Source organism: Curtobacterium sp. TC1 (genome assembly GCF_019844075.1).
In the GTDB taxonomy this organism is placed as follows: domain Bacteria; phylum Actinomycetota; class Actinomycetes; order Actinomycetales; family Microbacteriaceae; genus Curtobacterium.
Genome location: NZ_CP081964.1, coordinates 1,727,412 through 1,741,264, shown reverse-complemented (window position 1 = coordinate 1,741,264; position 13,853 = coordinate 1,727,412). Strand labels below are relative to the sequence as shown.

The 13,853-nt window shown below is 71.1% G+C and carries 15 protein-coding genes; 4 read left to right on the top strand and 11 right to left on the bottom strand.

The window, feature by feature from the left end:
- Window position 1 precedes the first annotated feature (1 nt).
- The 6 genes from ybeY to hrcA are packed head-to-tail and all read right to left on the bottom strand — an operon-like array spanning window position 2 to window position 4,910.
- Window positions 2-463, bottom strand: a complete 462-nt coding sequence (ybeY, locus tag KZI27_RS09340) for an rRNA maturation RNase YbeY (protein WP_123312898.1) — start codon at window positions 461-463, stop codon at window positions 2-4.
- A complete protein-coding gene (locus KZI27_RS09335) occupies window positions 460-1,602 on the bottom strand; it encodes a PhoH family protein (protein WP_222660807.1) in 1,143 nt (380 codons plus the stop codon). Before KZI27_RS09335 ends, ybeY begins: the two co-directional genes overlap by 4 nt.
- A complete protein-coding gene (locus KZI27_RS09330; RefSeq protein ID WP_222660805.1) occupies window positions 1,592-1,945 on the bottom strand; it encodes a histidine triad nucleotide-binding protein in 354 nt (117 codons plus the stop codon). The genes KZI27_RS09335 and KZI27_RS09330 overlap by 11 nt, the downstream gene beginning before the upstream one ends.
- A gap of 40 nt (window positions 1,946-1,985) precedes the next feature.
- Entirely contained in the window at window positions 1,986-2,723 is a 738-nt protein-coding gene (locus KZI27_RS09325; protein WP_222660803.1) for a 16S rRNA (uracil(1498)-N(3))-methyltransferase, read from the bottom strand.
- Window positions 2,723-3,838 carry a molecular chaperone DnaJ gene (gene dnaJ / locus KZI27_RS09320; RefSeq protein WP_222660801.1) on the bottom strand — a complete coding sequence of 372 codons (1,116 nt, stop codon included), beginning with the start codon at window positions 3,836-3,838 and terminating at the stop codon, window positions 2,723-2,725. The genes KZI27_RS09325 and dnaJ overlap by 1 nt, the downstream gene beginning before the upstream one ends.
- A gap of 49 nt (window positions 3,839-3,887) precedes the next feature.
- Window positions 3,888-4,910, bottom strand: coding sequence for a heat-inducible transcriptional repressor HrcA (gene hrcA / locus KZI27_RS09315; RefSeq protein WP_123312903.1), 1,023 nt, complete (start codon window positions 4,908-4,910; stop codon window positions 3,888-3,890).
- Between the two features lie 88 nt (window positions 4,911-4,998).
- On the opposite strand from hrcA, the gene KZI27_RS09310 reads away from it, so the two are divergent.
- Complete coding sequence (locus KZI27_RS09310; RefSeq protein ID WP_261784196.1) at window positions 4,999-5,406, top strand: DUF4870 domain-containing protein; 408 nt, start codon at window positions 4,999-5,001, stop codon at window positions 5,404-5,406.
- A 27-nt stretch (window positions 5,407-5,433) separates the two neighbouring features.
- On the opposite strand, the gene hemW is transcribed toward KZI27_RS09310, so the two are convergent.
- Window positions 5,434-6,675 (bottom strand): radical SAM family heme chaperone HemW, encoded by a 1,242-nt coding sequence (hemW, locus tag KZI27_RS09305; protein WP_222660799.1) that lies wholly within the window; start codon window positions 6,673-6,675, stop codon window positions 5,434-5,436.
- Window positions 6,676-6,704: 29 nt separating this feature from the next.
- Here hemW and KZI27_RS09300 point away from each other — a divergent pair, with 29 nt between their 5' ends.
- Window positions 6,705-7,397: an HAD family hydrolase gene (locus tag KZI27_RS09300; protein WP_222660797.1), complete on the top strand. Its 693-nt coding sequence runs from the start codon at window positions 6,705-6,707 to the stop codon at window positions 7,395-7,397.
- Window positions 7,398-7,489: 92 nt separating this feature from the next.
- Here KZI27_RS09300 and KZI27_RS09295 read toward each other — a convergent pair whose 3' ends face one another.
- Window positions 7,490-8,137: a DUF1990 family protein gene (locus KZI27_RS09295; protein WP_222660795.1), complete on the bottom strand. Its 648-nt coding sequence runs from the start codon at window positions 8,135-8,137 to the stop codon at window positions 7,490-7,492.
- 140 nt (window positions 8,138-8,277) lie between these two features.
- Between KZI27_RS09295 and KZI27_RS09290 the strand changes: the two genes are divergently transcribed.
- Complete coding sequence (locus KZI27_RS09290; protein ID WP_222660793.1) at window positions 8,278-8,769, top strand: hypothetical protein; 492 nt, start codon at window positions 8,278-8,280, stop codon at window positions 8,767-8,769.
- A gap of 7 nt (window positions 8,770-8,776) precedes the next feature.
- Here KZI27_RS09290 and lepA read toward each other — a convergent pair whose 3' ends face one another.
- Together lepA and KZI27_RS09280 are read right to left on the bottom strand one after the other, a co-directional pair.
- Window positions 8,777-10,624, bottom strand: coding sequence for a translation elongation factor 4 (gene lepA / locus KZI27_RS09285; protein ID WP_111085750.1), 1,848 nt, complete (start codon window positions 10,622-10,624; stop codon window positions 8,777-8,779).
- A gap of 276 nt (window positions 10,625-10,900) precedes the next feature.
- Window positions 10,901-12,067 (bottom strand): pyridoxal phosphate-dependent aminotransferase, encoded by a 1,167-nt coding sequence (locus KZI27_RS09280; protein WP_222660791.1) that lies wholly within the window; start codon window positions 12,065-12,067, stop codon window positions 10,901-10,903.
- A gap of 200 nt (window positions 12,068-12,267) precedes the next feature.
- On the opposite strand from KZI27_RS09280, the gene rpsT reads away from it, so the two are divergent.
- Entirely contained in the window at window positions 12,268-12,528 is a 261-nt protein-coding gene (gene rpsT / locus KZI27_RS09275; RefSeq protein ID WP_123312910.1) for a 30S ribosomal protein S20, read from the top strand.
- 244 nt (window positions 12,529-12,772) lie between these two features.
- On the opposite strand, the gene holA is transcribed toward rpsT, so the two are convergent.
- The gene (gene holA / locus KZI27_RS09270; RefSeq protein WP_222660789.1) at window positions 12,773-13,792 is read right to left on the bottom strand and encodes a DNA polymerase III subunit delta; all 1,020 of its coding nucleotides are present in this window, start codon (window positions 13,790-13,792) and stop codon (window positions 12,773-12,775) included.
- Window positions 13,793-13,853 lie beyond the last annotated feature (61 nt).

Sequence of the window (13,853 nt, the reverse complement as noted above, 5' to 3'; positions counted from 1 at the left end):
GCTACCGACCCCGGCGCTGGGCCGCGAAGGCCGTCAGGATCTCGCCCTGCAGCCCGAACATCTCGGCCTTCTCGTCCGGCTCGGCGTGGTCGAACCCGAGCAGGTGCAGGATGCCGTGGCAGGTGAGCAGCAGCATCTCGTCGGTGCTCGAGTGCCCGGCGGTCTTCGCCTGTTCCTCGGCCACCTGCGGGCAGAGCACGATGTCGCCGAGCAGTCCGGCGGGCGTGGGGTCGTCCTCGGTACCCGGTCGGAGTTCGTCCATCGGGAAGCTCAGGACGTCGGTCGGGCCGGGCTCGTCCATCCACCGCACGTGCAGCTGCTCCATCGCGCCCTCGTCGACCAGGACGATGGCGAGTTCGGCGTCCGCGTGCACGTGCATCGCATCGAGGGCGAAGGCGGCGAGGCGCTGGATCGCTGCCTCGTCCACCTCGACCCCGGACTCGTTGTTGAGCTCGATGCTCACCGGTTGCCTCCTCGGGCGTCGTTCTGGGGGTACGGGGGTCGCTGACGGTCCTGCGGCGGCCGCCCCCGGCGCTCGGCACGGTTGGCGCCGTCGGGGTTGCCGACCGGCGCGGTGCCGCGGCCACCGGGACGATGACCGGCCTGCTCGGCGAGGCGTTCCTCGTCGTAGACGGTGTAGGCGTCGACGATGCGGCCGACGAGCGTGTGCCGCACGACGTCCTCGCTGCCGAGCCGGGCGAAGTGGATGTCCTCGACCGTCTCGAGGATGCGCGTCACGAGCCGGAGCCCGGACACGTTGCCCGGCAGGTCGACCTGGGTGATGTCCCCCGTGACGACCATCTTCGAGCCGAACCCGAGACGGGTCAGGAACATCTTCATCTGCTCGGGGGTCGTGTTCTGCGCCTCGTCGAGGACGACGAACGAGTCGTTGAGCGTCCGGCCGCGCATGTACGCGAGCGGCGCGACCTCGACCGTGCCCGCAGCGAGCAGCTTCGGGACCAGCTCGGGGTCCATCATCTCGTTCAGGGCGTCGTAGAGCGGCCGCAGGTACGGGTCGATCTTGTCGGTGAGCGTGCCCGGCAGGAACCCGAGCCGCTCGCCGGCCTCGACCGCTGGACGGGTCAGGATGATCCGGGTGACCTCGCGCCGCTGCAGGGCCTGCACCGCCTTCGCCATCGCCAGGTAGGTCTTGCCGGTGCCGGCGGGACCGATCCCGAACGTGATGGTGTGTTCGTCGATGGCGTCGACGTACGCGCGCTGCCCGTCGGTCTTCGGCCGGACGGACTTGCCGCGGCTCGACACGATCGGCGTGCCGAAGGTGTCGGACGGCTTGCGGTCGTCGTCGAGGATGCGCGCCGACATCGGGATGTCCGAGGGGCCGATGTCCTGCCCGCGCTTGACCAGGCCGACGAGTTCGTCGACGAGCGCCTTCGCCCGCGCGACCTCGCGCTCGGGTCCGGTGAGCGTGACCTCGTTGCCGCGGACGACGACCTTGACGCCCGGGTACTGCCGTTCGACGGTCTTCAGGAGCCGGTCCTGGGGACCGAGCAGCTGGACCATGGCGATGCCGTCGACCTGGAGGGCGACGGAGACGACCTGGTCGTCGTCGGTGGTGGGCTGTGCTGGTTCGTTAGCCGGCAAGGGTGCCTTCCTGCAGTTCACCTGCGAGTACGTGCGCGTGCACGTGGAACACGGTCTGACCGGCGGCTTCGCCGGTGTTGAAGACGAGACGGAACTGGCCGCCGGCGCGCTCGTCGGCGATGCGCTGCGCGGTGGCGACCAGGTGGGCGAGGAGGTCGGGGTCACCGGCCGCGAGCTGGGCGACGTCCGCGTACTGCTCGGTCTTGGGGATGACCAGCACGTGGACGGGTGCCTTCGGGGCGATGTCCTCGATCGCGATCACACGGTCGTCCTCGGCGACGACGGTCGCCGGGATCTCGCGCGCGATGATCTTGCTGAAGACGCTGGGCGTGCTGGTGCTCATGACTCCATCGTAGAACGCGGGACCGACCTCGGGCCTTCCCTCACCAGCGACCGAGTCCGGCCTGCAGGATCGCGAGTGCCGCGGGACCGGCGGTCGAGGTCCGCAGCACGCTGTCGCCGAGCCGGACCCTGATCGCTCCCGCGGCCTCGAGCCGGTCGAGCTCGGAGCCGTCGATACCGCCCTCCGGCCCCACCACGAGTGCGATCTCGTCGAGGTCCGCCGGCGGTTCCCAGGTCGCGAGCCGCACGGTCGCGGTGGGGTCGAGCACGAGCACCGCGGCACCGGCACCGAGCGCGGGCACGAGCTGCGCCGTCGTGACGAGCGGCCCGACCTCGGGCACCCGCGACCGGATCGCCTGCTTCGCGGCCTCGTGTGCGATGGACGTCCAGCGCGATCGGCCCTTCTCGACCTTCGGGCCTTCCCACCGGGAGACACTGCGCGCGGCCGACCACGGCACGATCCGGTCCACGCCGATCTCCGTCGACGCCTGCACCGCCATCTCGTCGCGGCCGCCCTTGGCCAGGGCCTGCACGAGCGTCAGCGACGGGACCGGCAGCGGATCGACGGACAGCGACGCGACGGACAACACCAGCGAATCGCGGTCGACGGAGTCCACCGCACCGGACACGACGGTCCCCCGTCCGTCCGAGAGCCGCAGCGTCTCGCCGACCCGCACGCGCGAGACGGTCACGGCGTGCCGCCCCTCTGCCCCGTCGAGCGTCACGGAGCCACCGACGGCGACCCCGTCGAGCGACTCCACGACGTAGAGCGATGCCATCAGAAGTTGAAGAAGCGGTCGCGGAGCTTGCCGAACATGCCCTGCTGGAACCGGGCGAGCTGCGGCGCCGAGGCCTTGTGCGACTTCGCGAGCTGCTCGACCAGCTGCCGCTCCTTGTGCGACAGCTTCGTCGGGGTGACGACCTGCACGCCGACCCGGAGGTCGCCGCGGCCGCTCCCGCGCAGCTTCGTGATGCCGCGGTCCTTGATGACCAGGACGTCGGCGCTCTGCACCCCGGGACGGATCTCGAGCTCGACGGGCCCGTCGAGTCCGTCGATCGTCGTGGTGGTGCCGAGCACGGCGTCGGTCATCGCGACCTCGAGCGTGGCGAGCAGGTCGTCGCCGTCGCGGCTGAAGACGTCGTCGTGCCGCACCCGGATCTCCAGGTACAGGTCGCCGGAGGGGCCGCCGGCGGGGCCGACCTCGCCCTGGCCGGGCATCTGCAGGCGCAGGCCCGAGTCGACGCCGGCCGGGACGTCGACCGGAACCGTGCGACGGGCACGGACGCGGCCCTGACCCTGGCAGGTCGGGCAGGGGCTCGGGATGACGGTGCCGTACCCGCGGCAGGTGCCGCACGGGGCGCTCGTCACGACGTTGCCCAGGAGCGAGCGGACCTGGCGCTGGATGCTGCCGGAGCCGCCGCAGATGTCGCAGGTGCGCGGGCTCGTGCCCGGTGCGCAGCACGATCCGTGACAGGTCTCGCAGAGGACGGCGGTGTCGACCTCGACGTCCTTGTGGGTCCCGAAGACGACCTCGTCGAGGTCGACGTCGATGCGGAGCAGGGCGTCCTGCCCCCGCTCGGCACGGCTGCGCGGACCGCTGCCCCGGCCACCGCCGCCACCGCCGCCGCCGAAGAAGGCGTCGAAGATGTCGCTGAACCCGCCGGCGCCGCCACCGAAGGGGCTGTCGGCCTGTGGCCCGGCGTCGTACCGGCGCCGCTGCTCGGGGTCGCTCAGGACGTCGTACGCGTGCGTGACGTCCTTGAACCGCTCGGCGGCCTCGGGGGCCGGGTTCACGTCCGGGTGGAGCTCACGCGCCAGGCGGCGGTAGGCCTTCTTGATGTCGGCATCGGAGGCGTCTCGCTGGACGCCGAGGACGTCGTAGTGGTCTGCCACGTATCCCTCAGTCGGTTGTGTTCGGTCGGTCGGTCGGTGTTGCAGTCGATCAGTGTTCGCCCAGGAGCTTGGACAGGTACCGTGCGACGGCCCGGACGGCCGCCATGTTCGTGCCGTAGTCCATCCGGGTCGGTCCGAGGACGCCCAGGCGTGCCACCTCGCCGCCACCGGCGAGGTACCCGCCGGCGACGATGCTCGTGGCGTCGAGTCCGTACTCGGCGTTCTCGACACCGATGCTGGCCGCCACCGCGATGTCGTCCACCTGCATCTCCCCGAACAAGCGGAGCAGGGTGACTTGTTCCTCGATCGCTTCGAGCACCGGGAAGAGGCCGCCGGAGAAGTCCTGCTCGCTCTTCGCCAGGTTCGCGGCGCCGGCCATCAGCAGGCGGTCCTGTCGGTTCGCCGCGACCTGCTCGATGAGGGTCGCCACGACGACCCCGCCGAGCGTCTGGGCCTCGGGGCGGAGCTGTTGCGGCACCGCACGGAGCGCGGTGGGCACGTCCTGCAGCAGGAGCCCCACGGCCGCACCGTTCAGCACGGTGCGGAGTTCGGTCAGCAGCGGCTCGTCGAGCGCGACGTCGGTCTCGACGACGCGCTGCTCGACCCGGGCGGTGTCGGTGATGAGCACCACCATCAGCCGGGCGTCGCCGAGTCGCACGAGTTCGACGTGCTGCACCCGGGCGCGCACCATCGACGGGTACTGCACCAGGGCGACCTGGTTCGTGAGCTGGCTGAGCAGGCGCACGGTGCGGCCGAGGACCTCGTCGAGGTCGTTCGGGGCGCCGAGGAAGGTCTCGATGGCGTGCCGCTGGGCGCTCGTCAGCGGCCGGGCCGCGGCCAGGTGGTCGACGAAGAGGCGGTAGCCCTTGTCGGTCGGCACACGACCGGACGAGGTGTGCGGGGCGACGATGAGCTGCTCGTCCTCGAGCAGGGCCATGTCGTTGCGGATCGTGGCGGCACTGACACCGAAGGCGTGTCGCTCGACGATCGTCTTCGAGCCGACCGGTTCGCGGGACGCCACGTAGTCGCGCACGATCGCCTTCAGGACCTCGAGGCTGCGTTCACTGACCACGAGCGCTCCTTCCTGGTCGATCTGGCACTCGGACGTGTCGACTGCTGATCCTACGCCCGCGTGACTGCACCCCCGATACGCTTCCGGCATGACCTACGGACAGCAGCCCGGTGGCCCGCAGAACCCGAACGGACCCCAGTACCCGAGCGGGTACACCCCGCCGCAGCCGATGAGCCCGGAGGACCAGCGCCTCTGGGCAACGCTCACGCACATCGGCGGGATCTTCTTCAGCTTCGTCGCCCCGCTCGTGGCGTACCTGGTGCTCCGGGACCGCGGCGGCTTCATCCGCGAGCACACCCGGGTCGCGCTGAACTTCCACATCACCGTGGCGATCGCCTACGTCGCGTGCGGCATCCTGACCGTGGTGTTCATCGGAGCCCTGCTGCTCCCGATCGTGGCCGTGCTGACGATCGTCTTCGGCATCCTGGCGGCCGTCGCCGCGAACCAGGGCCAGTTCTACCGCTACCCGCTGTCGATCGAGTTCATCAAGCAGTAGGACCCGCCGGCGACCGGCGGCCGCCGGTCAGTCGAGCAGCTCCCGCACCACCGCGTCGGCGAGCAGGCGACCCTGCAGGGTCAGGTCGATGCGTCCCCGCACCGCGGCCGACCCGTCCACGAGACCCCGTGCGATGAGCCCCGCGACCCGGCCACGGGCCTCCTGACGGATCTCGCTCGTCGCGAGCTCCCCGCGGACGCGGGCGGCGAGGAGCAGCCGCTCGACGTACCGGGTCTCGTCGTCGATGACCTCGCGCCCGGCGGCCGGCGAGTCGCCGGACAGCACCCGGTTCGCGTACGCGGCCGGGTGCTTCACGTTCCACCACCGCGTGCCGGCGACGGCGGAGTGGGCGCCGGGGCCGACGCCCCACCAGTCGTGGCCCTTCCAGTACGACAGGTTGTGGCGACTCGCGTGCGTGTCGCCGCGTGCCCAGTTCGACACCTCGTACCAGGAGTACCCGGCGTCGCCGAGCACCTGGTCGGCGAGCTCGTACATGTCGGCGGCCAGGTCGTCGTCGGGGGCGGGGAGCTCGCCGCGGGCGACCATGCGGCCCATCGCGGTGCCGTCCTCGACGATGAGCGAGTACGCCGACACGTGGTCGGGCTCGCAGGCGATCGCGGCGTCGAGCGAGGTCCGCCAGTCGGCGAGGGACTCCCCCGGCGTCGAGTAGATGAGGTCGAGCGAGACGTCGAGGCCCTGCTGCTTCGCGAGGTCGACGACGACGGGCACGCGCAGCGGGTCGTGGGTGCGGTCCAGCGTCGCGAGCACGTGCGGAACGGCGGACTGCATGCCGTAGCTGATCCGGTTGAAGCCGCCCTCGCGCAGGGTCTGCAACGACGACGCGTCGACCGAGTCCGGGTTCGCCTCGGTCGTGACCTCGGCGCCGGGCAGGATCCCCCACGTGTCGTCGATGGCCCGCAGGATCATCGCCAGGTCGGACGCCGGCAACATGGTCGGGGTCCCGCCGCCGAAGAAGACCGTCGACACCGGCCGACGCGGCACACCGGAGCGGTCGAGCACGGTCGCGGCCCACTCGATCTCCCGCACGGCGTGCCCGGCGTAGTCGTCGCGACGGACGCCGCGGAGCTCGGACGCCGTGTAGGTGTTGAAGTCGCAGTAGCCGCAGCGCACCCGGCAGAACGGCACGTGCACGTACAGGCCGAAGGGGACGTCGCCGGCAGCGGGAGCACCGTCGGACCCCGCCGCCGCCCACGGCGTGATCAGGCCGTCCGCGGGGGCTGGATCGGCGATCGGGAGAGCACTCGGCATGGGCTCCATTCTCCGTCATGATGGGAGTCATGGAGCACCATCCCGTCCCCACCACGGTCCTGTGGGACATCGACGGCACCCTCGTGATGAACGCGTCGTCCCCGGGCAACCTCTACCACCTCGCGCTCGAGCGGGCGGTCGGCCGTGACCTCACCCTGCGCGTCGGACACCAGCACGGTCGAACGGACGCCGGGCTCATCGCCGAGCACGTCCGCGCCCACGCGTTCGACGACACCATCATCCCGACGGTGAGCGGCCACCTGCGCGACCTCACCGCCGAGCGGCACGCCTCGGGCGACCACCGCTCACCCGTCCCCGGCGCCACCGCGCTCCTCACCCGGTTCGCGGAGCTGGGCTGGCGGAACGGCCTGCTCACCGGCAACTCCGAGTACCGAGCCCGCGTCAAGCTGGCCGGTGCCGGGTTCGACGAGGGCCTGTTCGACTGGGACCATTCCTACTTCGGCGACACCGAGGTCGAGCGCGCCGACGTCACCACCCGTGCGGCGGCGGAACTCGCCGGCACCCGGGCCGTGATCGTCGGCGACACCCCGCGTGACGGCGAGGCCGCGGACGCCGCCGGCATCCCCTTCTTGGCGGTCGCCACCGGGGTGTTCGACGTCGAGGCCCTGCGAGCGACGAACGCGGTCACGGTCGCGCGGGACTGCCGGGTCGACGCCGGCCTGATCGAGGACGCCATCGCGGCACTGCCCCCGTTGCGCTGACCACGCGCACAAGCGCGCTAGCGGGCACGCGTACGAACGGGCACGCACACGCCCAGGCGCGCACACGCACGCCCACGCCCGCGCCCGCGCCGCTAGTCGCCCCGCAGCGCCGCCAGGTACTGCTCCGCCATCACCTTCTGCTGGCGACGCAGCAGCGGCGCGACGAACCGCCACTTCCGGCTCGACGGCTGCGAGAACTGCCGGATCTGCAGCCACACGGAGCCGTCCGACGTGCGTTCGACGACGAACGACTCCTCGCCGGAGAGCGGGTGCCCCTCGAGCGTGCCGTACGCGAAGCCCTTGCGGTCGTGCTCGTCGATGATCGACACGACCCGGACGGGCGCCTGCACGGTCCGGCCGAAGGCGTGCATCGTGAGGGTCGCCGAGGTGCCCGCGGTCACCAGCGGAGTGCCGTCCGGCGCGAACTTCTCGACCCGGGGCGTGCCGATCGAGGCCGGGGCGATCGGGACGCCGTCGTCGTCGAAGGTCACCGGGTTGTACCGGACCTCGTCGTCGTCGGGCTGTTCCTCGACACGCACGCGGATCCCGCTGCGCTCCTGGATCTGCCACGTCAGGGCCTGCGTCACCGCGGTCTCGAACCGCTGGTCGCCGTGCCCGATCCGCGCACGCGATTCACTGGGGGTGAACCCCTCGGGCGGGTACGTCATGAGGTCCGACGCCTGGGTCGCCCCCACCGCGCCGTAGGTCAGGGCGGTCCGGTAGCTCCCGCGGATGCTCATGCCGCCAGCCTACTTGCGCCTGCCCGGTCGGATCGAACCGATCACCGCTCAGGTCGCGTCGCCCGGGCCGCGTCGTCCGGTTCACGTGCACCCCGAACTGGAGGCCCGACCCGCGGCCGCCACGCCCCTATCGTTGCAACGTGCCCCGCTCCACCCCCGCGCCCTGGCGGTCCGTCGACCGTCGGACCGCGACCCTCGCCGCGCTCACGCTCGTCGCCTTCGGCGCCGCCGCGCTCGCGCGTGTCCTGGTCGACGCGACGACCGCCGGCATCGGCTCGTCCGCACGATACGTCGCGGTGCCACCGGCACAGTGGGACGCCTTCGACACCGCGAACGCGATCGCGGCGGTCGGTGCGTGCTGCGCCGGAGCGGGGGTCCTGCTGTTCGGGGCCACCCTCGTGTCCGCGGTCCGGCGGCACCGGGCCACGAGGATGCCGCAGTGGCTCGGCGCCGTGACGGTCGTCCTGGCCCTCGGGGCCGTGGTGTCCGGCGTCGCCGCGACCCAGCAGACCGACTTCGGTGCGGCCGCCGGGCTGGTCATCCTGCGGACCGCACTGGCGGGACTGGCCGCTGCGAGCCTCCCGGCCCTCTGCCTGGCCGTGCTGCGGGCGCGGGCCGCACGGGCCCGCTGACCCGTCGCTACTTCTTCTTTTCCTCGACGTCGCCGGACAGCGCGGCGATGAAGGCCTCCTGCGGGACCTCGACCCGACCGATGGTCTTCATGCGCTTCTTGCCCTCCTTCTGCTTCTCGAGGAGCTTGCGCTTGCGGGTGATGTCACCGCCGTAGCACTTCGCCAGGACGTCCTTGCGCATCGCGCGGATGCTCTCGCGGGCGATGATGCGGGCACCGATGGCCGCCTGGATCGGCACCTCGAACTGCTGGCGCGGGATGAGCTTGCGCAGCCGCTCGGTCATCAGGGTGCCGTAGGCGTACGCCTTGTCGCGGTGCACGATCGCGCTGAACGCGTCGACCTGGTCGCCCTGCAGCAGGATGTCGACCTTGACGAGGTCGGCCGCCTGGTCGCCGATGGGCTCGTAGTCGAGCGAGGCATAGCCCTGCGTCTTGCTCTTCAGCTGGTCGAAGAAGTCGAACACGATCTCGCCGAGGGGCATCTCGTAGCGGATCTCGACGCGGTCCTCGCCGAGGTACTCCATGCCGAGCAGGGAGCCGCGCCGCGACTGGCACAGCTCCATGATCGCGCCGACGTAGTCCTTCGGGGCGAGGATCGCTGCGCGGACCATGGGTTCGCGGACCTCGACGATGCGGCCGCCGGGGAACTCGGACGGGTTCGTGACCTCGGTCACGGAGTTGTCCTCGTTCGTGACCTCGTAGATCACGCTGGGCGCGGTCGTGATGAGGTCGAGCCCGAACTCGCGCGAGAGCCGCTCGGTGATGATCTCGAGGTGCAGCAGGCCGAGGAACCCGCAGCGGAAGCCGAAGCCGAGCGCCACCGACGTCTCGGGTTCGTAGACGAGGGCCGCGTCGGAGAGCTTGAGCTTGTCGAGCGCGTCGCGGAGGTCCGGGTAGTCCGACCCGTCGATCGGGTACAGGCCCGAGAACACCATCGGCTTCGGGTCCGTGTAGCCGGGCAGCGCGTCGGTCGCGGGCTTCTGCGCGCTCGTGACGGTGTCGCCGACCTTGGACTGGCGGACGTCCTTGACGCCGGTGATGAGGTACCCGACCTCGCCGACGGAGAGCCCCTTCGTCGGGATCGGCTCGGGGCTCGACACCCCGATCTCGAGGATCTCGTGCGTCGACTTCGTCGACATCATCTGGACCTTCTCGCGCGGCTTGATGGAGCCGTCGATCATCCGGATGTACGTCACGACGCCGCGGTAGCTGTCGTAGACCGAGTCGAAGATCATCGCGCGGGGCGCAGCCTCGACGTCGCCGACGGGGGCCGGCACACGCCGGACCACCAGGTCGAGGAGTTCGGGCACGCCGACACCGGTCTTGCCGGAGACGCGCAGGACGTCCTCCGGCTTGCCGCCGATGAGCTGCGCGAGCTCGGCCGCGTACTTCTCGGGTTCCGCTGCCGGCAGGTCGATCTTGTTGAGCACCGGGATGATCTCGAGGTCGTTCTCGAGCGCCAGGTACAGGTTGGCCAGCGTCTGCGCCTCGATGCCCTGGGCGGCGTCGACGAGCAGGATCGCGCCCTCGCACGCCGCCAGGGAACGGGAGACCTCGTACGAGAAGTCGACGTGTCCGGGGGTGTCGATCATGTTGAGCGCGAAGGTCTCACCGTCGAGTTCCCACGGCATGCGCACGGCCTGCGACTTGATCGTGATGCCGCGCTCGCGCTCGATGTCCATGCGGTCGAGGTACTGCGCGCGCATCGCGCGCTCCTCGACGACGCCGGTCATCTGCAGCATGCGGTCGGCCAGCGTGGACTTGCCGTGGTCGATGTGCGCGATGATGCAGAAGTTGCGGATCGCGCCGGCCGGGGTCGCGGCGGGCTCGAGCGGAGCGGATGCTTGTGGGCTCACGGTTCCTCAGGTGGGTCGGACGGTCGGCCCAGTCTCCCATGCTTCACCGGCTCTGGAGGCACGGCGCGACTGGGCGACGTGCGATGCGCGCTTGGTGCGCCCTCGCGCCGTTGTGCCGGCCCCGCACGGTGCGAGGTCGGCGGGCCCGTGCGCGGTTGACCGCCCCGTGACCGGATGCTGCGCGGCACGGGGCGAGCATCCTCGCACCAGGTGGAGGACTGCGCACCGTGCGCTGTCGCGCCGACCGGCACCGGGCCTCCTGGCCGCGACCGCCCGTCAGACGGAGGCGTGCGCCGGTGCGGGCAGCGCACCCAGGCCGCGCCGCAGGTCGTCGGGGGTGGCGGCCAGGCACACGCGGATCCAGCCCTCGCCGGAGCGGCCGAAGGCGCTGCCCGGCGCGACCGCGACGGCCTCGCGCTGCAGGAGGCCGAGCGCCCACGCCGCGACGTCGCCGTCCGAGGCGTGCGACACGTCGATCCACAGGTAGAACGCGCCACGCGGGTCGAGGTACCGGATGCCGGCGGTGTCCAGCACCTGCTTCGCGACCTCGAGGTTCGCGCGGTAGTGCTCGCGGGCGTCGCGCACCGCGGAGTGGTCCCCCACGATCGCCGCCAGTGCCGCGTACTGGTCCGGTTCAGCGACGCAGCTGATCATCGCCTCCTGCGTCGTGCGCATCGTCGGCCCGAGGCCCTTCGGGGTGACGAGGTACCCGACACGGACACCCGTCATGGCGTAGGTCTTGCTGAGCGAGAACGCGGAGAACACCCGGTCGTCCTCGTCGAGCGCGGCCAGGCTGACGTGGCGGGTGCCGTAGGTGAAGTACTCGTAGACCTCGTCGCTGATGACCCACAGGTCGTGGCGCTTCGCGAAGGCCAGGAGCGCGCGGAGGGTGTCCTCGCCGAACACCGCGCCGAGCGGGTTCGACGGGGAGTTCACGACGAGCACGCGGGTTCGCTCGGTGATGCTCGCCTCGAGCGCCTCGAGGTCGGGTTCGAACCCGTGCTGCGGCTCGAGCCGGTACGGCACCGGCGTCGCCCCCAGGATGTGCGCGTTCATCGTGAAGGTCGTGTAGCCCGGGTCCGGCACCAGGACCTCGTCGCCGGGGCTCAGCGTCAGCGTCATCGCCTGGAACAGCGCCTGGGTCGCGCCGATCGTCATCCAGATCTGTTCGAGGTCGGCCTCGATGCGGTTCTCGCGGCGGAGCTTGTCGCGGACCGCTTCGCGCAGGGGTGCGATGCCGCCGTTCGGCGTGTAGTCGGTGCGGTCCTCGGTCCAGGCGCGACGGGCGGCGTCGCCGATGTGCGGTGCCACCGGGACGTCGGGTTCGCCGATCACGAGCATCGTGACCGCGGTCCCGGCGGACTGCAGCAGCGCTGCCTGCTCGAAGACCCTCCGGATGCCGGAGGCGGGCACGGTGTCGATCCGAGGTGCGAGGGATGGCATGTCCGTCACCGTATCCGGTGCATGTTGCCGCGAGATCACGCCGATCCGGCGGTGTTTCGTGCTTTGGTGGCGGGCCGTTCGCCTGGTAATGTTGGTGGCTGGCTTGCGCGTTCCCCGCCCACGGGTGGAACGCGATGCGACCGAGGGCCCCTCTACCCCGCGGTCGCGCCCACCCGTACGAGACGAAGCAGGAGCTACACATGGCGAACATCAAGTCGCAGATCAAGCGCATCAAGACCAACCTCAAGGCCACCGAGCGCAACAAGGCCTACAAGTCGGAGCTCAAGACGTTCATCCGTCACACCAACGAGGCCGTTGCCGCTGGCGACAAGGACAAGGCCGTTGCCGCCCTGGCCACCGCGTCGAAGAAGCTCGACAAGGCCGTGAGCAAGGGTGTCATCCACCGCAACCAGGCCGCGAACCGCAAGTCGGCCATCGCGAAGAAGGTTGCATCGCTCTGATCTCCTGAGTGCTGCACGAAGGCCCCGCACCGTTCGGTGCGGGGCCTTCGTCGTGCGCGGGGGCTTCGGGGGGCGTGGGCGGGGTGGGCGGGGTGTGCGGCCTGCGTCGCGGGCCGCACGCTTCGTGAGCAGAAATGGTCGGGTGGCAGGTCGGCACTCGACCATTGCTGCTCACCAAGCGCGCGGGTGTGGGCGCACGACGACCGCTCGACGACCGCTCGACGACCGGGAGACGCGGGTCGCCTCAGCGCGCCTCGCCGCGTCGGGCGATGGTGCGGACCATGACCTCGAGCGCGTAGTGCGCGTCGCGCGAGCCGCCCTTCACCGCGGTGTCCGCCTCGGCGATGCTCGTGATCGCATTCGCGAGTCCGGCTTCGGACCACCCGGCGACGTCACGCTGCGCGCGCTGCACCTGCCACGGCGCCATGCCGAGCGCCGACGCCGCCTGGCCGCTCGGCCCGCGGAACGCGCTGACCTTCGCCATCGTGCGGATCTTGCTCGCGAACGCGGCGACGATCGGCACGGGCGCTTCGCCGGTGGTCAGTGCGTGCCGCAGCTCGACGATCGCCGGGGCGGAGCGTCCGGCCAGGGCGATGTCGGCCACCTTGAACGCGTTCGTCTCGACGCGACCGCCGTAGTACTTGTCGACGACCTTGTCGGTGATCTCCTGCGCCTCGTCCGCCAGGAGCTGCCGGCACGCGGCGGCGAGTTCGGCCAGGTCGTCGGCGAAGGCCACCACGAGGGTGCGGACCGCCGAGGGCGCGATCTTGCGTCGGGCGGCGCGGAACTCGGCGTTCACGAAGTCGATGCGGTCGGTCTCGCGCTTGAGCTCGTCGCACAGGACCTCGACGCCACCGCCGACGCCGCTGCGGATCGTGTCGAGGAGCTTCTTGCCGCGTACGCCGCCGCCGTGCCGGAGCACCAGGGTGACGTCGTCGGCTGGAGCCTGCAGGTACGAGATGGTCTCGGTGATGAAGGCGTCGGTGCACTTCTCGACGTTGGTGACCCGCACCAGTCGCGGCTCGCCGAACAGCGAGGGGCTCGCGAGCGTCGCGAGCAGGCCGGGGGCGTACTGGTCGGCTTCGAGGTCGTGCACCTCGAGCGCCGGGTCCTCGCCCACGAGCAGGTCCTTGAGCACGCTGCTGGCACGGTCCGCCAGGAACGCCTCGGGTCCGGTCACGAGCACGACGGGAGCCGGTCGGATCCCCGACCAGGGCACCTGGTCGATCTTCGCTGCGGCGCGCGCGGGCTTCTTGGCGGGCATGCGGTCCTTCCGGTGGTGCCGCCCCGGACGGTGCCGGTGCGACGAGTGCTCCGACGATCCT